Source organism: Opitutia bacterium (genome assembly GCA_016217545.1).
Taxonomy (GTDB): Bacteria; Verrucomicrobiota; Verrucomicrobiia; order Opitutales; family Opitutaceae; genus Didemnitutus.
On record JACRHT010000017.1, the window covers coordinates 785,800 to 807,813 of the forward strand.

18 protein-coding genes are annotated in these 22,014 nt (G+C 66.5%); 14 read left to right on the top strand and 4 right to left on the bottom strand.

Translation table 11 applies throughout. The features are described 5' to 3' along the window. Positions 1 to 7 precede the first annotated feature (7 nt). Both ptsP and ispE read right to left on the bottom strand, forming a co-directional pair. Entirely contained in the window at positions 8 to 1,771 is a 1,764-nt protein-coding gene (gene ptsP, locus HZA32_19210) for a phosphoenolpyruvate--protein phosphotransferase (GenBank protein MBI5426208.1), read from the bottom strand. A 48-nt stretch (positions 1,772 to 1,819) separates the two neighbouring features. Further along, the gene (gene ispE, locus HZA32_19215) at positions 1,820 to 2,737 is read right to left on the bottom strand and encodes a 4-(cytidine 5'-diphospho)-2-C-methyl-D-erythritol kinase (protein MBI5426209.1); all 918 of its coding nucleotides are present in this window, start codon (positions 2,735 to 2,737) and stop codon (positions 1,820 to 1,822) included. 143 nt (positions 2,738 to 2,880) lie between these two features. On the opposite strand from ispE, the gene pyrF reads away from it, so the two are divergent. The 8 genes from pyrF (at position 2,881) to HZA32_19255 (ending at position 12,245) form a co-directional block, all read left to right on the top strand. Next, positions 2,881 to 3,579, top strand: a complete 699-nt coding sequence (gene pyrF, locus HZA32_19220; GenBank protein MBI5426210.1) for an orotidine-5'-phosphate decarboxylase — start codon at positions 2,881 to 2,883, stop codon at positions 3,577 to 3,579. 64 nt (positions 3,580 to 3,643) lie between these two features. Then, positions 3,644 to 4,330, top strand: coding sequence for a 2-C-methyl-D-erythritol 4-phosphate cytidylyltransferase (gene ispD / locus HZA32_19225; protein ID MBI5426211.1), 687 nt, complete (start codon positions 3,644 to 3,646; stop codon positions 4,328 to 4,330). 15 nt (positions 4,331 to 4,345) lie between these two features. Next, on the top strand, positions 4,346 to 4,828 hold the full coding sequence (locus HZA32_19230) for a 2-C-methyl-D-erythritol 2,4-cyclodiphosphate synthase (protein ID MBI5426212.1): 483 nt from the start codon (positions 4,346 to 4,348) through the stop codon (positions 4,826 to 4,828). A gap of 79 nt (positions 4,829 to 4,907) precedes the next feature. Continuing rightward, positions 4,908 to 6,566, top strand: a complete 1,659-nt coding sequence (locus tag HZA32_19235; protein MBI5426213.1) for a peptide ABC transporter substrate-binding protein — start codon at positions 4,908 to 4,910, stop codon at positions 6,564 to 6,566. A 127-nt stretch (positions 6,567 to 6,693) separates the two neighbouring features. Then, positions 6,694 to 8,289 carry a peptide ABC transporter substrate-binding protein gene (locus HZA32_19240; GenBank protein MBI5426214.1) on the top strand — a complete coding sequence of 532 codons (1,596 nt, stop codon included), beginning with the start codon at positions 6,694 to 6,696 and terminating at the stop codon, positions 8,287 to 8,289. Then, positions 8,234 to 9,910 (top strand): M28 family peptidase, encoded by a 1,677-nt coding sequence (locus HZA32_19245; GenBank protein ID MBI5426215.1) that lies wholly within the window; start codon positions 8,234 to 8,236, stop codon positions 9,908 to 9,910. The genes HZA32_19240 and HZA32_19245 overlap by 56 nt, the downstream gene beginning before the upstream one ends. A 35-nt stretch (positions 9,911 to 9,945) precedes the next feature. Beyond that, the gene (locus HZA32_19250; protein ID MBI5426216.1) at positions 9,946 to 11,628 is read left to right on the top strand and encodes a M28 family peptidase; all 1,683 of its coding nucleotides are present in this window, start codon (positions 9,946 to 9,948) and stop codon (positions 11,626 to 11,628) included. Positions 11,629 to 11,765: 137 nt separating this feature from the next. Beyond that, positions 11,766 to 12,245, top strand: coding sequence for a transposase (locus HZA32_19255; protein ID MBI5426217.1), 480 nt, complete (start codon positions 11,766 to 11,768; stop codon positions 12,243 to 12,245). A 186-nt stretch (positions 12,246 to 12,431) separates the two neighbouring features. On the opposite strand, the gene HZA32_19260 is transcribed toward HZA32_19255, so the two are convergent. Continuing rightward, on the bottom strand, positions 12,432 to 13,898 hold the full coding sequence (locus HZA32_19260; GenBank protein MBI5426218.1) for an MFS transporter: 1,467 nt from the start codon (positions 13,896 to 13,898) through the stop codon (positions 12,432 to 12,434). 165 nt (positions 13,899 to 14,063) lie between these two features. Between HZA32_19260 and HZA32_19265 the strand changes: the two genes are divergently transcribed. The 5 genes from HZA32_19265 (at position 14,064) to HZA32_19285 (ending at position 20,019) form a co-directional block, all read left to right on the top strand. Then, complete coding sequence (locus tag HZA32_19265; protein ID MBI5426219.1) at positions 14,064 to 14,981, top strand: ABC transporter permease subunit; 918 nt, start codon at positions 14,064 to 14,066, stop codon at positions 14,979 to 14,981. Between the two features lie 123 nt (positions 14,982 to 15,104). After that, entirely contained in the window at positions 15,105 to 16,004 is a 900-nt protein-coding gene (locus HZA32_19270) for an ABC transporter permease (protein ID MBI5426220.1), read from the top strand. A gap of 18 nt (positions 16,005 to 16,022) precedes the next feature. Continuing rightward, positions 16,023 to 17,777: an ABC transporter ATP-binding protein gene (locus HZA32_19275; protein MBI5426221.1), complete on the top strand. Its 1,755-nt coding sequence runs from the start codon at positions 16,023 to 16,025 to the stop codon at positions 17,775 to 17,777. Positions 17,778 to 17,932: 155 nt separating this feature from the next. After that, positions 17,933 to 18,952 carry a glycosyltransferase family 2 protein gene (locus HZA32_19280; GenBank protein ID MBI5426222.1) on the top strand — a complete coding sequence of 340 codons (1,020 nt, stop codon included), beginning with the start codon at positions 17,933 to 17,935 and terminating at the stop codon, positions 18,950 to 18,952. Between the two features lie 53 nt (positions 18,953 to 19,005). Next, complete coding sequence (locus HZA32_19285) at positions 19,006 to 20,019, top strand: glycosyltransferase family 9 protein (GenBank protein ID MBI5426223.1); 1,014 nt, start codon at positions 19,006 to 19,008, stop codon at positions 20,017 to 20,019. 108 nt (positions 20,020 to 20,127) lie between these two features. On the opposite strand, the gene HZA32_19290 is transcribed toward HZA32_19285, so the two are convergent. Further along, positions 20,128 to 21,027: a glycosyltransferase gene (locus HZA32_19290; protein MBI5426224.1), complete on the bottom strand. Its 900-nt coding sequence runs from the start codon at positions 21,025 to 21,027 to the stop codon at positions 20,128 to 20,130. A gap of 149 nt (positions 21,028 to 21,176) precedes the next feature. Between HZA32_19290 and HZA32_19295 the strand changes: the two genes are divergently transcribed. Continuing rightward, positions 21,177 to 21,974, top strand: coding sequence for a glycosyltransferase family 2 protein (locus HZA32_19295; protein ID MBI5426225.1), 798 nt, complete (start codon positions 21,177 to 21,179; stop codon positions 21,972 to 21,974). Positions 21,975 to 22,014 lie beyond the last annotated feature (40 nt).

Here is a 22,014-nt window from a genome sequence, read left to right on the forward strand (position 1 = left end):
AGGCGCGTTACTCCGTGCCGACGTGCTTTTCGTAGAACGCGTCGACGATCGCAGCGGTCTTCTTCGAATCGGTCTGCGCCAGGCAATCCGCGGCGAGCTTCTGCGCTTCGCTGAACTTCATCGCGCGCACCAGATACTTCACCGCCGGCAGGAGCGGGGGCGTCATGCTCAGTTCATCCACGCCCAGCCCGACGAGCAACGGCGCGTAGATCGGGTCGCCGGCCATCTCGCCGCACACGCTCACCTTGAGGTGATACTGGTGCGCGGCGTCGATCACCTGCTTCAAGACGCGCAGCACCGCGGGGTGCGTCGGGTCGTAGAGGTGCGCGATGCGGTTGTTGCCGCGATCGATCGCGAGCAGGTATTGGATCAGGTCGTTCGTGCCGATGCTGAAGAACTGGCAGTGCGGCGCGAGCGTGTCGGCCGCGAGCGCCGCGCTGGGAATCTCGATCATCGTGCCGACGCGCACCTTCTCGTCGAACGCCTGGCCGCGCTCCTTCAGCTCGGCCTTGGCCTCCGCGAGCAGCGCGTTGGCTTTCTCAAGCTCCTCGGCGCAGCCGATCATCGGATACATGATCTCGACCTTGCCGTGCGCGCTGGCCCGGAGGATGGCGCGGAGCTGCTCCTTGAATAGCTCCGGATTCTCGAGGCACATGCGGATCGCGCGGAAGCCGAGGAACGGATTCGCCTCGGGGCCGATCAGCTCCGGGTTGCCGGGCAATGGCTTGTCGCCGCCGATATCGAGCGTGCGGATCGTCACCGGCGCGGGCGCGAGGCCTTCGACGATGGCGCGGTAGTTCGCGTATTGGTGCTCCTCGTTCGGCAGGTGGTGCGAACTGAGGTAAAGATACTCGGTGCGGTAAAGGCCCACGCCCTCGCCTCGATACTGGCGCACGAGCGCGACTTCGTCGGCCTTCTCGATGTTGGCGCGGAGCGTCACGCGCACGCCGTCGAGCGTCTCGGCCGGCAATTCGTTCGCCGCGAGCAGGCGCGTTTCGAACGAACTCTTCTCCTTCTGAATCTTGCCGTAGCGGAACAGCGTCGCCTGCGTCGGGTGCAGGATCGCGACGCCATCGTAGCCGTCGATGATGATCCAGTCGCCGTCCTTCGCGCTCTTCGTCAGATCGCGCACGGCGACGACCGCCGGGATCTTCATCGAACGCGCCACGATCACCGCGTGACTCGTGCGGCTGCCGCTGTCGGTCACGATGCCCAGCGCGGCGCTCCGATCGATGCCGGCAGCCTCCGAGGGCGAGATGTCGTGCGCGACGATGATGCGTTTCTCGACCAGCTCGGAGAGATTCATCGCCGACTGGCCGAGCAGCACGTGCAGCACGCGCCGGGCAACGTCCTTGATGTCGGCCGCGCGCTCGCGGAGGTATTCGTCGTCGATCTCCGCGAATGCCTGGATGTAGCGCTGCGCAACGGCGTTGAAGCAGGTCTCGATGTTCAGCCCCGTCGTCTCGAAATCCCGGATCGTCTCGCCGATGAGCGCCTGATCCTCGAGCACCATCTGGTGCGCGTCGAAGATGAGCGCCTCCTCCTCGCTGAGATTTTTCCGCACCTGCTGCTGGATCGCGGCGATTTGCTGGCGCGTGGTCACCAGCGCCTGCTCGAAGCGCGCGATTTCCTGCACGCGCTTGGCCGGCTCCACCTGATAGCGCGGCACCTCGAGCTCGCTCTGCAGGTATAGAAACACCTGTCCGTAGGCGATGCCGCGCGATGCGGCGATGCCCCGGATCACTGTCTCGGTTTTGCCGCGGGCGTCCATGTGCGTCCGATGATTAACGAAGCGTCGCCAAACCCGGTCAATGCGTAACTAGGCGATTCGCGTCTCCACGACCGTGGCCGTCTCGCCCCACGCTTCGCGAATTCGGGCCACGATTGGGGTCGTTGCCTGATTGTCACCGAGCAGGGCGAAGCACGCGCTGCCGCTGCCGCTCATGCGCGGCGCGAGCCCAAACTCCTCCCGCAACCGCGCCAGCAGCACGGGCAGCGCGACGAATTTCCCGAATGCCGCCGGCTCCATGTTGTTGAAAAGGAGTTCCTCCGCCGGCGCGCCACTCGCGAGCCACGCCGCCAATTTCTCCTCGGCGCGCGCCGCATCGAGATAGTCGCTCCCGCGCGCCACCATGCGCCCGTAGGCCCACGGCGTCGCGATGCCGAAACTCGGCTTGAACACCAGCACGCGCCGCCCGCGCAGGCGTGCCGCCGCCGAGGCCGGAAGCGATTCCACGCGCTCGCCGCGACCGCGCATCACCACCGGCGCGCTCCGCAGGAACAGCACGCAATCCGACCCCAGCCGCGCCGCCATCGCCTCGAGTTCGGCCTCGTTCGCGCGCCCGCCCGCGAGCTGATTGAGCGCGCGCAGCGCCGCGACCGCATTGCTGCTGCCGCCGCCGAGCCCCGCGCCCATCGGGATCCGCTTCACCAACTGAAAGTGCGCCGCGCCATCCCAGCCGGTCGTCGCCGCGAACAATTCCGCGGCCTTCAAAATCAAATTCGTCCCATCGACCGGCACGTCGGCTGCATCGCACGCCATCGTGAACCGCGCCGCTTGGCCCTCCGTCCCCCGACCTCCGTCTTCCGTCTGCCGCGTCACCTCCTCTGCGCCGAGCTCATCCCCGAACTCCAGCGGCGCCGCCACCGAGACGAGATCATGAAAACCGTCCGCCCGCCGGCCCGTGATGGCCAGGAACAGGTTGATCTTCGCCGGACTGGAAACGGTCACGTTCATCGCACGCCTTTTCAGTTAGGCACAGTGCCGCGCGGTCTCCTAGCCGAAACTGGCCGGGCATTTGCCGCCCCCTCCTTCCGGCCCGTCCCCGCGAATTCTCTCTTTGATTCAGCCGGGTTCCTCTCCATTAGTGGTCTCCCCGCATGCCCTGCGACCTGATCCTTGCCTTAGACGTTCCCACGCGCGAAGAAGCCGCCCCGATCCTCCGCCAATTGCGCGGCCAGCTCCGCTGGGTGAAGATCGGCCTCCAGATGTTCACCGCCTACGGGCCGAACTACGTGCGCGAAGTCGCCGGGATGGGCTTCGACATCTTCCTCGATCTCAAGCTGCACGACATCCCCAACACCGTCGCCAAAGCCGTCGAGTCGCTCGGCCCGCTGCCGATCAAGATGCTCACGCTCCACACCGCCGGCGGCAGCGAGATGATGCGCGCCGCCGTCGCCGCCCAGCAAAAATCGAATCCCAACCTCCTCCTTCTCGGCGTCACCGTGCTCACCTCCATGGACGCCACCGGCCTCGCCGAGATCGGCGTCAGCGTCGCCCCCGAGCAACAAGTCGCCCGCCTCGGCCGCCTCGCCGCCGACAGCGGCATGCGCGGCCTCGTCTGCTCGCCGCTCGAAGTCTCTTTGCTCCGCTCCTCGCTCCCGGCCCACATGCAACTCGTCACGCCCGGCATCCGCCCCGCGAGCGAGCAAGGGGGCGACGACCAGAAGCGCGTCATGACTCCCGCCGCCGCCGCCCGCGCCGGTTCGAGCTACATCGTCGTCGGCCGCCCGATTCTCAAGGCCGCCGATCCCGCCGCCGCCGCCCGCGGCATCCTCGCCGAACTCAACGGCGCCTAACCGGTCTCACCGCTCAGATGAATCTCTCAGCTCTAGACTCTCAGCTCTCAGCTTTTTTTACCCCATGAGCCGCACCGCCGCCATCCTTCTCGCCGCCGGCAGCAGCCGCCGCATGGCCGGCGCCGTCCCCGACAAGATCCTCGCCCCGCTCGCCGGCAAACCGGTCTTCGCGCACTCCGCCGCCACGTTCTACCGCAGCGGCGTCATCGACTTCTTCGTCGTCACCTACCGCGACCAACGCCAGATGGTCGAACTCTCCGCCTACGCGCCCACGCCCACGCTCTTCGTCCCCGGCGGCGACGAACGCCAGGACTCCGTCGCCGCCGCCCTCGCCGAACTCCCCGAGGACGTGAAATACGTCTTCATCCACGACTGCGCCCGCCCGCTCGTCCGCCCGGAGCAACTGCACGCGCTCCACAAGATCGTCCGCCGCGAGGACGCCGTCGTCCTCGCCCACCGCGTCACCGACACGATCAAGGAACACTCCGGCGAAGGCATGCTCCGCAACCTCAACCGCGACCAGCTCTGGGCCATGGAGACCCCGCAAGTCTTCTCCCGCGACCTCATCTGCCGCGCCTACGCCAAAGCCGCCGCGCAGAAGAAACGCCTCACCGACGACGCCTCCGCCGTCGAGCTGCTGAAACACCCCGTCGCCCTCCTCGAGAACCCGCACCCGAACCCGAAGCTCACCACTCCGCAAGACCTCGCCTACGCCGAGTTCCTGTTCCGGGAGCTGAGCGCTGAGAGCTGATCGCTGACCGCTCTCATGTCCTCCTTCCGCATCGGTCACGGCTACGACATCCACCGCACGGTGCCGGGACGCGCACTCGTCCTCGGCGGCGTGAAATTCGATTGCGACTTCGGCCTCGACGGCCACTCCGACGCCGATGCGCTCACCCACGCCATCTGCGACGCCCTGCTCGGCGCCGCCGCGCTGCCCGACATCGGCCACTTTTTCCCCAACACCGACCCGCGCTGGAAAGGCGCCGACTCGCAAGTCCTCCTCCAACACGTCGTCGCCGCGCTCCGCGAACGCGGCTGGCGCCCCGCCAACATCGACGCCTCGCTCATCGCCGAGCGACCGAAGATCGCCCCGCACCTCGCCGAGATGAAAGCCGCCCTCGCCCGCTCCACCGGCCTGCCGGTCGATTGCGTCGGGTTGAAGGCAACGACCAACGAGGGCGGCGACGACATCGGCCGCGGCCTCGCCATCGCCGCGCACGCGGTCGCGCTCATCGAGCGCGTCTGAGTTTCTCATGTCCACGCAGCTTCCCCCTGTAGCGGCGGTCTGTGACCGCCGACTCGTGTGGTGGAGCGCATTGACCCCAATGCGCTCTCGCACGACCAACAAGCGCGTTGAGGTCAACGCGCTCCACCTCACGCGCCTTTCAGTCCTCTGTCTTCTGTCCTCCGTCCTCTGTTTCGGCACCGCCTGCTCAAAGCGCGAGACGCCCGTCCAAATCGGCAACCGCACCGGCACGCTGCACATGAGCATCGGCGCCGAGCCGAGCGACCTCGATCCGCACGTCGTTACCGGCATCGGCGAAGCCAAGGTCCTCCATTCGCTGTTCGAGCCGCTCGTCAGCTTCGACCCGAAGACCCTCAAGCCCGTCCCCGCCCTCGCCGAGCGGTGGGACATTTCCACCGACGGCCTCACCTACACGTTTCACCTGCGCGCCAACGCCAAGTGGTCCAACGGCGAACCCCTCACCGCGCAGGACTGCGTCGAATCCTGGAAACGCATCCTCACGCCGACGCTCGCCGCCGACTACGCCTACATGCTCTACATGGTCCGCGGCGCCGAGGAGTTCAACAAAGGCAAAGCCGACTTCTCCGCCGTCGGTCTCGCTGCACCCGACGCCCGCACGCTCGTCGTCCATCTCACTGCGCCCGCACCGTATTTTCTCCAAGTCCTCCTCAACTCCCCGTGGCGCCCCGTCAACGTCCGCGCCATCGCCGCCGCCGGCAACGCCTACCAGCGCGGCACCGCGTGGACCACGCCGCAACGCATCGTCACCAGCGGCCCGTTCCATCTCAAGGAGTGGACGTCGCACCAGCGCCTCGTCGTCGAGAAATCCGCGACCTACTGGGACCGCGAGCACGTGAAGCTCAACTCCATCGTCTTCTACCCGATCGACAGCGTCGACGCCGAGGAGCGCGCCTTCCGCGCCGGCCAGCTCCACCTCACCTACAATCTCTCGCTCTCGAAACTCGCCAGCTACCGCCAGTCGATGCCCGAGTCGCTGCGCATCGACCCGTATCTCAGCACGTATTTCTTCCGCGCCAACACCCGCAAGCCCCCGCTCGACAACGCGCTCGTCCGCCGCGCGCTCTCGCTCGCCATCGACCGCGCGCTCATCGTCGAAAAAGTCCTCCGCGGCGGCCAGCGCCCCGCTCCCTCGCTCGTGCCGCGCGAGATGCCCGACTACCCCGTGCCCGCGCTGCCACCCCGCGACCTCGACACCGCGAAAAAACTCCTCGCCGAGGCCGGCTATCCCGGCGGCCAGGGCTTCCCGCCGCTCGAGATCACCTACAACAATTCCGAAGTGCTCCGCCTCGTCGTCGAAGCCATCCAGGAAATGTGGCGCCGCGATCTCGGCATCGAGGTCCAGCTCGTGAACCAGGAATACAAGGTCGCCTTCGCCAACCGGCGCACCGGCAACTACCAGCTGCTCTTCGGCGATTGGGTTGGCGACTACCTCGACGCCACCACCTTCCTCGACCTCTGGCGCAGTGACGCCGGCAACAACCACACCGGCTGGGCCAGCCCCGACTACGACGCCCTGATGAACCGCGCGATGACCGAGAAGGACGCCACCGCTCGCGGCCAGCTCCTCCAACAAGCCGAACTCGTCATGCTCGAAGGCTCGCCCTGCATCCCGGTCTACTTCAACACGCACGTCTATCTCTGTTCCCCGTCCGTGAAGGACTGGTTGCCAAATCCGATGGATCACATGGATTACCGGCATGTGTCGCTCGCGCCGTGAGATGACGGTAGGGCGCGGACTCCGTTCCGCGCCACAAGCCCTCGCAGCGGCGCGTCCGTCCGTCTTCCGCCGCCTGTCCTCCGTCCTCCGTCCACTGTCCTCCCTGCTTTGTGCCCTCGCACTCTGCGTGATCTGGACAGGATGCCGCCGCGACGCACCCGCCTCGACCGAGCAACTGCTCCGCATCAGCCAGCGCAACGAGCCCGCAACGCTCGATCCGCACCTCGCCACGCTGCCGGACGAATTCTTCCTCATCCGCGCGCTCACCGAAGGCCTCGTCGTCCCCAATCCCGCCGGCGGCCCGCCACTCCCCGGCGTCGCCGAGCGCTGGGCAACTTCCGCCGACGGTCTCACGTGGACGTTCCATCTCCGCGCCGACGCGCACTGGTCCAACGGCGATTCCGTCACCGCCGCCGACTTCGTCTACTCCTTCCGCCGCGCGCTCACGCCCGCCCTCGGCGCGCCGAAAGCCCCGCTCTTCTTTGTGCTGAAGAACGCCGCCGCATTCTACCGCGGCCACATCTCCGAACCCACCCAGCTCGGCGTCACCGCACCCGACGCGCGCACCGTCGTCCTCACGCTCGAACAACCCACGCCGCACCTCCTCGCGCTCGCCGCCAGCGGCCCGTGGCTGCCCGTGCATTCCGCCACCGTGGAAAAATTCGGCGGCGCCACCGCGCGCGGCGCGCCGTGGACCGAGCCCGGCCACTACGCCGGCAACGGCCCGTTCATCCTCGCCGAGTGGCGCAAGGCCCAGCACCTCCTCGTCACACGCAGCCCGCACTACCACGCCGTCGACCGCATCAAACTCACCGGCGTCCGCTACCAAATCTACGACAGCGGCGACACCGAGGAGCGCGCCTTTCGCGCCGGCCAAGTCGACCTCACCATGGCGGTGCCGTTCACCAAACTGGATAACTACGCCGCGCCCACGCTCCGCCGCCAGCCGCTCCACGAGACGCGCTACTTCGCCCTCAACACCACGCGCCCGCCACTCGACGACATCCGCGTTCGCCGCGCCCTCGCCCTCGCGCTCGATCGCGACGCCATCGTCCGCAACATCCTCCGCGGCGCCCAGCGCCCCGCCCTAAGCTTCATCCCGCCGGGTCTCGGCGGCTACACTGGCGCCGCGCAACTCACTCCCGATCCCGCCGCCGCGCGCGCGCTCCTCGCCGAAGCCGGTTTCCCCGGCGGCAAAGGTTTTCCGAAACTCGAACTCGCCGCCTGGAACGTGAACCCCGCCATTCTCGAGGCCGCCCAACAAATGTGGCGCCGCGAACTCGGCATCGAGACGTCCATCGTCCAGCGCGAGGGCAAAGTCCACATGGCCGCCGTCATCGCCGGCGACTTCGCCATCGCGCTCATGCCCGCCATCCCCGACTACGACGACGCGAGCGCGCTCTTCGACGAACTCACCACCGGCGCGCCGGGCAACTTCCCGCGCTGGTCCGACGCTCGTTACGACGAACTCGCACGCGACGCTCGCCGCGAAACCGACGCCACTCGTCGCACCGAACTTTACCGCGCCGCCGAGCAGCGCTTGCTCGACCAGTTGCCCGTCGTGCCGTTCTACTTCAATTCCCAGGACTACCTCGTCGCCCCACACGTCTCCGGCTGGCGCCAAGACGCGCTCTGGAACCGCTTCTATGAAGAAGTCACCCTTTCGCATGAAAGCCTCCCTCAGCCTGCTCACACTGCTCGCCTGCACGAGCGCGATCGCTGAAGTCCCCACGCCTTCCGCCGCCCGCATCCTCGAGCGCACCAAGGTGCTCGCCTCCGACGAATTCGAAGGCCGCGCCCCCGGCACGCCGGGCGAGGACAAGACCGTCGCCTACCTCATCAGCGAGTTTCAAAAACTCGGCCTGCAACCCGGCAACCCCGATGGCACGTTCGTCCAAAACGTCGTCACCACCGGCCTCACGTCGCAATCCGCGCTCACGTTCTCCTTCGGCGCTTCCGCCAAGCAATCGCTCACGCCGCAAGTCGGCCTCGACTTCATCGCGCTCTCGCGCCGCCGCCAGCCGCAGGTCGAGCTGAAGGACAGCGAAGTCGTCTTCGTCGGCTACGGCATCACCGCGCCCGAATTCGGCTGGGACGATTTCAAGGACGTCGACGTGCGCGGCAAGATCGTCGTGATGCTCATCAACGACCCGCCGATCACCGACGCGAAAACCGGCCAGCTCGACGACACGATCTTCGGCGGCAAGGCGATGACCTACTACGGCCGCTGGACCTACAAATTCGAGAGCGCCTCCGCGCGCGGTGCCGCCGCCGTCTTCATCGTGCACGAGACCGGTCCGGCCGGTTATCCGTTCGCCGTCATCGCCGCCGGCTCGGGACGCGAGACGTTCGACGTCGGCTCCGAGGCGGCGAGCCAGCAGCGCGTCGCCGTCGAAGGCTGGATCACGCTCGACACCGCGCGCCGGCTCTTCGCCGCCGCCGGCCACGACTACGCCGCGCTGAAAGCCGCCGCCGCGCGCCGCGACTTCCGCCCGGTGTCGCTCGGCGCCCGCGCCCACGTCGCCGTCGCGAACAAGGTCCGCAGCGTCACCTCGCGCAACGTCATCGCGCTCCTGCCCGGTTCCGATCCCAAGTTGCGCGACGAATTCGTCGTCTATTCCGCGCACTGGGACGCCTATGGCCGCAACCCCGCGCTCACCGGCGACCAGATCCTCAACGGCGCCGCCGACAACGCCATCTCCGTCGCCATGATGCTCGAGATCGCGCAAGTCACCGCCGCGCTGCCCGCCGCCGAGCGCCCGCGTCGTTCGCTGTTGTTCTTCTCGCCGACTTACGAAGAAAAAGGCATCCTCGGCTCGCAATTCTACGCGCGCAACCCGCTCCACCCGCTCGCGCGCACCGTCGCCAACCTCAACATCGAGCCGCTGGACGCGAACCTCGCCTATGGCCCGACGCGCGATCTGGAGATCGTCGGCCGCAATCCGTCTACACTCGACGACTACGCCGCCGCCATCGCCCGCGAGCAAGGCCGCGTGCTGCGTCCCGACTCCGAGCCGGAGAAAGGTTACTATTACCGCAGCGATCACTTCGAGTTCGCGAAGGTCGGCGTGCCGGCTTTCTTCGTGCGCTCCGGCGTCGATCTCCTCGACGCGCCCGCCGGCACCGGCGAGAAACTGCGCCTCTCGTATCTCGTGAACGATTACCACAAGGTCTCCGACGAAGTCCGCCCCGACTGGACCTGCGGCGGCGCCGCGGCCGACGCGAAGTTCCTCCTCGCCCTCGGCCTCCGCGTCGCCAACGCCGACACCATCCCCGAATGGAAACCTGGCACCGAGTTCAAAGCCGTCCGCGATGCCTCACTCCGGACCGCGGCCAAGCCGTGATCCCGTTCCCGCTTTTTCTCACACACAACCTAACCATGTCACCTCACCGCCCCGCCGCCTGTATCCTCGGCGCGCTGCTCGCCACCGCGAGCGCGTTCGCCGAACTTCCTCCGCTTCCCCACGCCGCCTCCGCCGCGCGCATCCTCGAGCGCACGAAGGTTCTCGCCTCCGATGAATTCGAAGGCCGCGCGCCCGGCACGCCCGGTGAGGACAAGACCGTCGCCTACCTCGTTGGCGAGTTTCAGAAAATGGGCCTCCAGCCCGGCAACCCCGAGGGCGGCTTCCTGCAAAACGCGCCGCTCGTCGGCATCACCTCCGCCCCCACGCTTTCGTTCAACCGCGACGGCGTCACGCTCACGATGGAAAACATCAACGACTTCGTCGGCCCGTCGTCGCGCATCGAGCCGCGCGTCGAAGCGAAGGACACCGACGTGGTCTTCGTCGGCTACGGCATTGTCGCGCCGGAGTTCGGCTGGGATGACTACAAGGGCGTCGACGTGCGCGGCAAAACCGTCGTCATGCTCATCAATGACCCGCCCGTCCTCGACCCGAAGACCGGCGGGCTCGACCCGAAGGTTTTCGGCGGCAAAGCCATGACCTACTACGGCCGCTGGACCTACAAATACGAGATCGCCGCCGCCAAAGGCGCGACCGCGTGCCTCATCGTCCACGAGACTGGGCCGGCCGCGTATCCCTTCGCCGTCGTCACCGGCAGCCGCGCGCGTGAGAACTTCGAGATCAGCGCGCTCGACAAGAACGCCGGCCACGTCGCGATGGAAGGCTGGCTCACGCTCGACGCGGCGCGCCGGCTCTTCGCCTCGTGCGGCAAGGACTACGACGCCGCGAAGAAAGCCGCCGCGACCCGCGACTTCACGCCAATGCCGCTCGGCACCAAGGCGTCGTTCGTCGTCGAGAACCAGCTCCGCAACGTCGCTTCGCGCAACGTCGTCGCGATGATCCCCGGGGCCGATCCGAAGCTGAAGGACGAGTTCGTCATCTACACCGCGCACTGGGATCACCTCGGCCGCGAACCGAAGCTCGTCGGCGACCAGATCTTCAACGGCGCCGCGGACAACGCCGCCGGTTGCGCCGTGCTGCTCGAGATCGCCGAGATCATGTCGAAGCTCCCGGCCGACCAGCGCCCGAAGCGCAGCATCCTTTTCCTCTCCGTCACCGCCGAGGAAAAAGGCCTGCTCGGCTCCCGCTACTACGCCGAGAATCCGCTCTACCCGCTCAACAAAACCGTCGCGAACATCAACATCGACGGCGCGAATCCCTTCAACCCGACGAGCGACATGACCACGATCGGCTTCGGCGCCTCGACCATCGACGACATCGGCATCGCCGTCGCCAAGGAGATGGGTCGCACCATGGGCCCCGAGGCGCACCCGGAATTCGGCTCCTACTACCGCAGCGACCACTTCGAATTCGCGAAGGTCGGCGTGCCTTCCTACTACCCGAAGAACGGCCGCAAGTATATCGGCCAGGACGAGGACTTCGCCGAGAAGCAGGTGAAGGACTACGTCGCCAACCGCTACCACAAGGTCACCGACGAAGTGCAGCCTGACTGGACCTTCGAGGGCGCGGCGCAGGACACCGCGTTCCTCGTCGAAGTCGGCCTCCGCATCGCCAACGGCGACACCTGGCCGCAATGGCGCGCCGGCAACGAGTTCAAGCCCAAGCGCGACGCGATGATGCGGGAAAAGGCTCGCGACTAGCATCGCCCCGAGGTGGTCGCCGATGTCCCCATCGGCGACAGGCGTCGGTCTGGAAACCGACGCCCACCCGTTTGCAGTTTGCCGCAAGGTGGTCGCCGGTTTCCATACCGGCGACGGCGGGGCCACGCCGACGTCCGATGCCCCGCGACTCAACCCGGCGCCTACACCACAAGACTCCCACCTGGGTGAAAACAGGCGCGATATTTCACCTCCGAATTCGCGCGAGCCGAGAGAACCGGCATCCGTTGACGGATCCGGCCATCGCGCGCGGTCTGTTGGCCTCCGTGAATTTCTACCACCAGCGGGCATCTTGGTTTTGCCACCTGATGGTGCTCATGCCCGACCATCTGCACGCGCTCATCAGCTTTCCGCCTGATTCGGAAATGCGATTCACTGTTGGTCGTTGGAAGGCGTGGCAAACGCGGACACTGAAGGTCGCCTGGCAAGACAACTACTTCGATCACCGGATCCGCAACGACGCCGAGTTCGAACTGAAAGCCGCTTACATTCGCAACAATCCCGTCGCGCGAGCCCTCTGTGCCCGCCCAGACGATTGGCCGTGGGTCATTGATGCCGCCGCGCTCGAGGCGCCATCAGCGACGCCAGCGCCCAACTAACCGGGCCAGCACGGGGTGGTCGCCGATGTCCCCATTGGCGACCGGCGTCGGTCTGGAAACCGACGCCCACCCGTTCGCAGTTTGCCGCAAGGTGGTCGCCGGTTTCCACACCGGCGACGGCAGACCGACATCGGCAACCAAGAGCCTGACTCAACCCGGCGCCCACTCAATCACGTCAATCCGCGCTCAACTCTCCCGCCCGGCCTCGCGCACCCGGATCACGTTGCGCAGCGCGATCAGGCCCACCGGCGCGATGGTGGCGGTGAGCGCCACGAACAGCCACATGGTCTCCGGTTGGCGCTCGCCGACAGCCGGACAATATCGCGCGAGCAGCACGCCGGAGAAAGTTCCGATGAAGAGTTTCGCGAGCAGCAGCGGAATGTAGGACAGCGCTCCGTAGGACGCCTCCTGGCCCGCGGGCGCGATGGAAGAGGCGTATTCATACACGCGCGGCGAGTAGAACGCCTCGCCGATCGACAGCACGATGACGTAGAGCGCGACCATCACATAGTAGGGATGGATGCCGCCCTTCACGCCCAGATAGCTGTGGCCGAGCCATTGACCGGCCGCGCTGTCCGCCAGCGGCTGAAACCACGCGGGCGGCATGGCCATCACGAACACCGATGCCGCCGAGATGAACCCGCCGACCGTCACCACGCTGTAGGCCGGAAACCGCTGCGTGAGCGCGCCCACGATCGGCGTGAGCAAGACGACGATCAGCGCGTTGATCGCCCAGAGTCTCCCGACCGGCGCGCCGTCGCCGAGCACGCGGATGCCGAACTCGGGAAACACGTAATACATCTGCATGAAGATCAGTTTCAGGAACGCTATCAGCACCAGGAACGCGATCAACCGGTAGAAGCCCGATTGGCGGAAAAGATCGCGGAAGATCCGCACGGTTTCCCTCAAGCTGCCGGCGACGGATTCCGAAAATTCTTCCAGCATGTTCCCCGATGCCACTTTGGGCGGCGGGGGCACGATCTTCACTCCGTCGTCCGTGACTTCGACGCCACGCCGCATCAGCCACACCAGCGGCAGCATCAGCACTTCGAGACCGAAGCTCACCAAGAACAACGTGCGATAAGTCGTCAGCGTGGTGCCGAGAACCGGCAGCGTCAGATGACCGTTCTCGCCCAACCCCTGCCGCACCTCGTCGAACAGGATCGAAGCGATGAACGAGCCGGCGTTGACCATCATGTAGGCGCCGGAAAACGAGATCGAACGTTGCGCCGTGGTGGAGAATTTGCGGGTGGCGGCGACCAACACCGGCGTGCCCAGCGCTTCGCCGATGGCGAGGGGGAACATGCCCAAGCCGATGGCGATCCACGGCGTCGGTGCGAACACCATCACCGCCCGTCCGACGATGCAGATCCAGATGCCGAGGAAGAAAGATTTCCGCAGTCCAATCGCGTCCGTCAGCGCGCCAACCAGCAGAGTGCTTCCGGTCATGACGATCGACCACACGCCCACGAGGCCGAGCGCCTGCTGGTCGGAGTAACCGAACTCCGTCGAGAGCCAGCGCTTGAGCGTCAGGTTGGTGACGGTGTAGGCCGCGAAGTTCAGCAGCTTGACGCCGAAGGTCAGCCACAACTCGCGCGATGCGCCGTTCAGCACGGTGAATTTGCCGACGAAATTGGCTACGGGCGATGACACGGCGTGGAGGGGTTGCTCATCATCAGGGCTGCGATACCAGCGCGGTTCGCGGACGAAAGAAAGCAGTATCCGCCGCCGGACGGGAAGCTCCAAACCACCATGGCGGGCCGTTTCCGTCTGGCCTCCGTCCTCCGTCCTCTGTCCTCTTTCACCCGTCCTCCGACCATGCTCCGCTTCGTCCTCCGCCGCCTGCTGCAGACGATTCCCGTGATCTTCTTCATCATCACGGCGACGTTCTTCATGGTGCGCTTCGTGCCGGGTGGGCCGTTCACCGCGGAGAAGGCGATCCCGCCGGAGATTCTGAAAAATCTCGAAGCGCACTACGGCCTCGATCAGCCGCTCTGGCGCCAATACCTCACCTACCTCGGCAAGCTCGCGCAGGGCGACCTCGGCCCTTCGTTCAAATACACCAACCGCACGGTCAACGAAATCATCGCCGACAAGCTCCCCGTCTCGCTCGAACTCGGCGCGTGGGCGCTCCTCATCGCGCTCACGCTCGGCCTCCCGCTTGGCGTCATCGCCGCGGTGAAGCGGAACACCTTTCTGGACTACCTGTGCAGCGGCGTGGGTATGATCGGGATTTGCGTGCCGACTTTTGTGCTGGGCCCGATCCTCGCGCTCTCGCTCGGCATCTACCTCCACTGGTTCAACGTCTCCGGTTGGTATGGGCCGACTGACCGGATTCTGCCGGGCGTGACGCTCGGCTTCGTCTACGCGGCCTACATCATGCGTCTCACGCGCGGCGGCATGCTTGAGGTGCTGCACCAGGATTTCATCCGCACCGCCCGCGCCAAGGGTGCCACTGAGGCGCGCATCATCTTCAAGCACGCGCTCCGCGGCGGCCTGTTGCCAGTCGTGTCGTTTCTCGGGCCCGCCATCGCCGGCATCCTCACCGGCTCGTTCGTCATCGAGACGATTTTCCAAATCCCCGGCCTCGGCCGCGAGTTCGTGAACAGCGCCTTCAATCGCGACTACACCTTGGTCCTCGGCACCGTCATCCTTTACGGCGGCCTGCTCGTCGTGATGAACCTGCTCGTCGACATCGCGCAGGTCTGGCTCAACCCGAAGCTGAAATTCGAATGAGCATGTTCACCACGAAACACACGAAAGACACGAAAGAGCTTCCGAGCGCGGCAGCCCCCTTTCGTGTGTTTAGTGGTTTTTCCTCTTCCGTGTTTTCCGCGTATTCCGTGGGCACCTAACTCCGTGGCGCTTCCCCTCACCTCCTCCGCTCAGCCCGCCGCCGCTCCCGAGGAAGCCGGCCACTCGTTGGGCGCGGACGCCTGGCACCGGCTCAAAAAGAACAAGCTCGCGGTCTTCGGCGGCGTGACGCTGCTCGTCCTGAGCACGCTCTGCCTGCTCGCGCCTCTCTTCTTCAATCTGTCTTACCAAGACCAGAACCTCGACCTCGGCGCCACGCCACCGTCCGGCGCACACTGGCTCGGCACCGACACGCTCGGCCGCGATCTGCTCGTGCGCATGCTCTACGGCGGCCGCATCTCGCTCGGCGTGGGCCTGAGCGCGACGTTCGTGGCGCTCACCATCGGCGTGCTCTACGGCGCAGCCGCCGGCTATCACGGCGGCAAGGTCGACGCGGTGCTCATGCGCATCGTCGACATCCTCTACGCCCTGCCGTTCACGATTTTCGTGATCCTGCTCATGGTAATCTTCGGCCGGAACATCATCCTGCTCTTCGTCGCGATCGGTGCCGTCGAGTGGTTGACGATGGCACGCATCGTCCGCGGTCAGGTCATGGCGTTGAAGAAAATGGAATTCATCGAAGCCGCCCGCTCGCTCGGCTACAGCAATCGCCGCATCGTCCTCCGCCACCTGATCCCGAACATCCTCGGCCCGATCATCGTCTACACGACGCTCACCATTCCCGCCGTGATGTTGCTCGAAGCCTTCCTCAGCTTCCTCGGCCTCGGCGTCCAGCCGCCCATGAGTTCGTGGGGCACGCTGATCAAGGACGGCGCGGAGAAAATGGAGGAATACTGGTGGCTCCTCGTGTTCCCTGGCGGCGTGTTTTCGCTCACGCTTTTCTCGCTCAACTTCCTCGGCGACGGCCTGCGCGACGCGCTGGACGTCCGCGCGGCGAAGGACTAACCCTTTCCGCCGCGCCCAATGACTCTCCGCCGCTTCCGCCCGTATTTCGGTTACCTCAAGCAAGTCCGCGGTCCCATCGCGAAGGCCATTTGCTACGGCGTGCTCTACGGCGTCGCGAGCGGCGCCGGCATCCCGCTGCTCGTCAAATACGTCTTCCCGCCCATCTTCGACCGACAAGGCGGCGCGCTGCCCATGTCGACCGTCATGCTCATCGCGGCGTGCATACCGATGGTGTTCCTGCTGCGCGCCGTGACGGGCTACCTCAACAGTTTCTACACGCAATACGCCGGCGTCCGCATCCTCGAGGCCATCCGCCTCGACTACTTCCGCAAGCTCCAGCTGCTCCCGCTCTCGTTCGTCCAACGCAAGCAGACCGGCGACCTGATCTCGCGCGGCCTCGCCGACACCGCGCAGCTCCAGTTCACGCTCACGCAGCTGGCGAACGACGGCATCAAGCAGCCGGCAACTCTCATCGGCTCGATCTTCGCCGTCGGCTACCTCGCCTACACCTCGCAAGGCGTCGCGCTCATGCTCGTGTGCCTCGCCGCCGTGCCGTTGGTGGTTCTCCCGATTCGCTTCGTCGGCAAGAAGGTCATCAAGCGGGCTGCGGACATGCAGTCGCGCCTCGGACACGTGACTTCTCACTTTTCAGAAAACCTCTCCGCCGCACGCGAAGTCCGCGCCTTCAGCCTTGAGGAACGCGAGACCAAGCGCTTCGCCGCCGGCACCGCCGCACTCGTGACGGCGCAGATGAAGATCACGAAATACGCCCAAGCCCTCACGCCGGCGATCGAGGTGATCTCCGCCGGCGGCATCGCCTTCACCCTCATCTACGCCTACGGCAGCGGCGTCGACCTCGCGACGTTCATCTCGATCATCAGCGCGCTCTACACCTCCTACGAGCCCGTGAAGAAAATGGGCGCGCTCAACAGCGAGATGAAACGCGGCGAAGCCTCGCTCGACCGCCTCGAAGTCGTCCTCCACGAACCCGTCACCATCGCCGATCCCGCCGCGCCCGTCGCCGTCTCGCGCCTGCGCGGCGACCTCGCGTTCGAGGACGTGTCGTTCTCCTACGGCGACAGCCCGGCACTCTCCCAAGTCACCGCGCGCATCCCTGCGGGCACCGTCTGCGCGCTCGTCGGCCCGAGCGGCGCGGGCAAGACCACCTTCGCCAACCTCGTCCCGCGCTTCTACGAAGTCGCCGCCGGCCGCGTCGCCATCGACAGCATCGACGTCCGCGCCATGCGGCTCGCCGACCTGCGCCGCAACATCGCGCTCGTCTCGCAGGAACCGGTGCTCTTCAACGACACCATCTTCAACAACCTGCTCCTCGGCCGCGAGGGCGCCACGCGCGACGAAGTCGTCGCCGCCGCTAAAGCCGCACACGCCCACGAGTTCATCGAGAAACAGCCGCAGGGCTACGACACCGTCGTCGGCGAACGCGGCGCGCTCCTCTCCGGCGGACAAAAGCAGCGCCTCGCCATCGCCCGCGCGTTCCTGCGCAACGCCCCGATCCTCATCCTCGACGAAGCCACCAGCGCGCTCGACTCCGACAGCGAAGCCGCCGTGCAGGACGCCCTGCGCCATCTCGTCGTCGGCAAGACCGTGCTCATCATCGCGCACCGCTTCAGCACGATCCGCGACGCCTCGATGATTTTGGTTTTCGATCACGGTCGCGTCATCGCCCAAGGCGACCACGCCGCGCTCTACGCCGGCAACGCCCTCTACAAATCGCTCTACGACCGCCAGGCCGGCGGCACGACGGCGCCCTGAAGCGGTTCCCGAAAAAATCTTCGGATTTTTTCGTCCCGGCCGGCGCACGTTTCAACGCAGGGGAGAACGCCTTGTTCCCCGCGGGCCGCAGATTGGCCTATCGGAGACCCGCGACACCGGGGAAACACATTTCGCGAACGCGCGTCGTAGGCGGCGTGAGCCGACTCAATCCCTCCCGCCCGCCGCTGGTCAGCGTCCTCATCCCGACCTACAACTACGCCCGCTTCCTCCCGCAGGCCCTGCAGTCCGCGCTCGCGCAGGACTATTCCGACCTGGAAATCCTCGTGAGCGACGATGGATCGACCGACGACTCGGCCAGCATCATCCGTGAACTGACCCAAGCCGACCCACGCGTGCGGGTCGTGATCCAACCGCGCAACCTCGGCATGGTTCCCCACTGGAACTGGTGCCTGAGTCAGGCGCGCGGGGACTACGTGAAATTCCTCTTCGGCGACGACGCCTTCAATTCCCGCCACGCGATCTCGCGTCTGGTCGAGCTGCTCGAGCGCCACCCGCGCGCCGTCATCGCCACCGCCGCGCGCCGCGTGATGGACGAGGACTCCCGTCCCCTCGATCTCTGGAATCCCCTGCGCCGCGCCGGCCTGCACCCCGGCCGCGCGTTGATCGGCCGCTGCCTGCTCGCCAATCAAAACCTCATCGGCGAACCCAGCGCCGTGCTGCTGCGACGCTCCGCGCTCGACCGCGGCTTCTCGCCCGCCTTTCGACAATTGGTCGATCTCGAGCTCTGGCTGCACCTCCTCGAAGCCGGCGATCTCGCCTACACGCCCGAGCCTCTCATCGCCTTCCGGCGCCACGACGCGCAACAGTCCCACGCGAATCACCACGCCGCGGTCGCCCAGCAGGAAACGCTGCGCCTCGTCGCGCAGTTTCTCGACTCGCCGAAGAAACGCACCGCCGCCGGCCTGACCGAGTTCGACTACCGGCTGATTCTCTACCGCGCCTCCCACTACCTGAAGAAAGCGGAACGCCGGGTAGGCGGACCGCCGCCTTCGCCGGACCGGACGACGCCCCTCTCCACCGGATGGCGCGTGGCCTGCCAATTGCGTCACGCCGTGCAGCGCCCGCTCGAGAACCTGCGCCACTCACTCGACAAGCGCCGCGACGCCCTCGCCGTCCGGCCCGAGTGGGCTAGCGCAAATGCCTACATGCTCTGAGGTCGGCAAAGTTGGATTGCCGCCCGGCCGCACCGCGCCGCAACATCCGGGGCGTGCCCGCCGCTCCGCACGTTCTCGTCATCCGCCGCCGCTACCTCGGCGATATTGTGCTGCTCGGCTCGCTCCTGCGAAATTTAAAACAGCACTGGCCGACCGCGCGTATCGGCGTCCTTTGCGAGCCGGCCTATGCGCCGATTCTCGAACTCAATCCGGACGTCGACGAACGCTGGCTGTTTCCGCAAACCGCCGCCGCATGGCCGGGTTTCCTCTGGCGCGTGCGCCGCGCGGGCTTCACGCACGTGCTCGACCTCGACAACCGCGACAAGACCGCCGTCATCGCCCGCGCCACCGGCGCCGGCGCGCGAGCCACCGTCCGCCACGGCGAACGCCTGCACTTCGCCGCGCTCTACACGTCCGCCGTCCAAGTTCCGCGAGAGTTCCTCGACACGCGGCACATCACGGATCTCTACCTCCACGTTCTCGAGCAGATCGGCGTGCCGATCGTCACCCGCGAAACCCGCCTCGTGCCGCGTCCGGCCGAAATCGCCGCCGGACGCGAACTCCTCCGCGGCGCGCGCCTGCTCGTGCATCCCGGCTCGCGGAGCGCGTGGCGCATCTGGCCACCGCAAAACTACGCGCAAGTCATCGACGCGCTCCATGCCGAGTCGGGCGTGACGACCGCGATCATCGCCGGCCCCGGCGAACAGGGCACCGTCGATGAAATCCTCCACCACCTGCGGTCGCCCGCCGTCCGCATCGATCAGCGTCTCGGTGTCACGCAGCTCGCCGGCCTTTTCGCCGCCGCTCCCGCGCTGCTCTGCCACGACAGCGGCCCGATGCACGTCGCCGCCGCCTCCGGCACGCGCGTAGTCGCACTGTTCGGCTCGCAGCCGATGAACATCTGGCAACCGGTCGGCACCGGCCACGTCACGCTCCAACCGCCGCTGCCGTGCGTGCATTGCGTCTCACCCGGCCAGTGCGCGCCGGAGGACTCGTATCACAACCACTGCGTGCGCAACATCACGGTCGAGCGCGTGCTCGCCGCCGCGCGCGCGGCGATCAGGTAGGGCGAGTTCTCCGAACGAGCCGAACCAGATCGCGGAAACACGGAAGAGCGAAATCACGGAAGGACGTTTCGTGTCGCCGCCTCTCCGCGCTTTCGCGATTTCTCCGCCTCAATAAAACCGCACGCGTTCCCCATCCCACTTCTCGTGCAGCGTGTGCCCGAAGCGCGCGCGCTCCGCCGTCCGCCACCACCAATCGCGCAAGCCGTCCGCCGCCTTCTCCCAACGGCGCCGCGCCCAGCCCAATTTCCATTTCTTCCGGAAATACGCACGGTTCTCCGCCTCGTAGGGCCGCTGCTTCTTCGTGTCGCTCAGCGCGTCCTGCGTCACCGACCCGAAGTGATGAATGAAACACGCGCCGACCACGCCCGTGCGAAAGCCCGCCAACCGCGCGCGCCGGAAGAAATCCGCATCCTCGAACTGCCCGATGCGAAACGCCTCGTCGAATCCGCCGATCTTTTCGAACACCGCGCGCCGCACCGCAAAACAAACACCGTGCGCTCCGCCACGTCGCACCACGCCGCCGAGCTTCGTCGTGAACTCGCGCGCGTAGCTCTCGAAATCGTAATTCTGGTCGCGCTCGCGCATCGCCGGGCAAACCACATCGAGCCCATGCCGCCCCGCCGCGCCCAGCAACGCCGCGAGCCACCCCGCCGGCAACAGCACATCATTATTCAGCACCACGACCCAGTCCGGCGCCGCCCCGGCAATGTTCCTATTAAGAACATTCGTCTCCCGGCCGCTCGCCTGCGCGTCTTCGCCAATGTTCTTAATAGGAACATTGGCTGCGCGGACACCCTGGTTCCACGCGGGTGCGCAGCCGCGGTTCTGCTCGTTGCGGATGACCGTGAGCGCGGGCTGCGTCGCCAGCCACTCGCGCGTGCCGTCGGTCGAGCCGTTGTCGACGACGATCACCTTCACGCCCGCCGCGAGGTCCGGTTGCAGGCACCGCACGCAGCCCTGCGTGTAGGCGAGCTGGTTGAGCACCGGGATGACGATCGCGACGGACATCCGGCGCAGCTTCGCCGGAGGACGCTCCAAGTAAAACCTTTCTTCGCCGGGCAGCCCGCGACCTCCGGGCGGGGGAACCAGCGTCGTCATCGTCCGCGTTGCCATGGCGCGGCGGATGTGTCCTCCTCGCGCCGAACGTGTCCAAAGCGCTGCCCATCTCCGTCTCCATCATCGCCCGCAACGAGGCGCACTCGCTGCCGCGCTGCTTCGAAAGCGTGCGCGGATGGACCGCGGAAATTGTCGTCGTGCTCAACAACACCACCGACCCCAGCGCCGAAGTCGCGATGCGGCACGGCGCGCTGGTGTTCGAGACCGAGTGGCGCGGCTACCGCGACACGAAGAACTTCGCGCTCGACCGCTGCTCGCAACCGTGGGCGCTCTGCCTCGACGCCGACGAGGAAGTCTCGCCGGCGCTCCGCGCGGAGATCGAGGCGTTCTTCGCGCGCGGCGACGACCGGAAGTTCCACGCGGCGCGCTTCCCGCGCAAGGTCTGGTTCATCGACCGCTGGATCACGCACGGCGACTGGTATCCCGACCACAACACCCGCCTCGTGAACCGCGCGCACTGCCGGTGGGGCGGCGACCAATTCGTGCACGAGCACATGCACGTCGACGGTCCGGTCGCGACGCTCCGCGGCGACCTGCACCATTACTCCTTCCCGACGCTCAGCCACCACGTGGCGAAGATCAACCCGTTTGCCGATCTGTTCCTCCAGCAACAGATGGCCAAGGGCGGCCGCTTTTCACTCGGCGCGGCGGTGTTCCGGCCGGCGTGGCGGTTCTTCCGCGCGTATGTGCTGCGGCTGGGTTTTCTCGACGGCTTTCCCGGTTTCTACATCGCATGGGCCACCGCCTTCGGCGCCTTCGTGCGCTACAGCCGGCTCTACGAACACGAGCATCGCGCTAGCCCGAGCCCAAGCCAGGCAACCACGAATGAACACCAATAGACACGAATTCCGGACCATTCGTGTTCATTCGTGTCCATTC

Bases quoted from the DNA above. Each gene is read 5' to 3' on its own strand.
- ptsP (MBI5426208.1), bottom strand. From the start codon at position 1,771: ATGGACGCCCGCGGCAAAACCGAGACAGTGATCCGGGGCATCGCCGCA.
- ispE (MBI5426209.1), bottom strand. From the start codon at position 2,737: ATGAACGTGACCGTTTCCAGTCCGGCGAAGATCAACCTGTTCCTGGCC.
- pyrF (MBI5426210.1), top strand. From the start codon at position 2,881: ATGCCCTGCGACCTGATCCTTGCCTTAGACGTTCCCACGCGCGAAGAA.
- ispD (MBI5426211.1), top strand. From the start codon at position 3,644: ATGAGCCGCACCGCCGCCATCCTTCTCGCCGCCGGCAGCAGCCGCCGC.
- HZA32_19230 (MBI5426212.1), top strand. From the start codon at position 4,346: ATGTCCTCCTTCCGCATCGGTCACGGCTACGACATCCACCGCACGGTG.
- HZA32_19235 (MBI5426213.1), top strand. From the start codon at position 4,908: ATGCGCTCTCGCACGACCAACAAGCGCGTTGAGGTCAACGCGCTCCAC.
- HZA32_19245 (MBI5426215.1), top strand. From the start codon at position 8,234: ATGAAAGCCTCCCTCAGCCTGCTCACACTGCTCGCCTGCACGAGCGCG.
- HZA32_19250 (MBI5426216.1), top strand. From the start codon at position 9,946: ATGTCACCTCACCGCCCCGCCGCCTGTATCCTCGGCGCGCTGCTCGCC.
- HZA32_19255 (MBI5426217.1), top strand. From the start codon at position 11,766: ATGCCCCGCGACTCAACCCGGCGCCTACACCACAAGACTCCCACCTGG.
- HZA32_19265 (MBI5426219.1), top strand. From the start codon at position 14,064: ATGCTCCGCTTCGTCCTCCGCCGCCTGCTGCAGACGATTCCCGTGATC.
- HZA32_19275 (MBI5426221.1), top strand. From the start codon at position 16,023: ATGACTCTCCGCCGCTTCCGCCCGTATTTCGGTTACCTCAAGCAAGTC.
- HZA32_19290 (MBI5426224.1), bottom strand. From the start codon at position 21,027: ATGTCCGTCGCGATCGTCATCCCGGTGCTCAACCAGCTCGCCTACACG.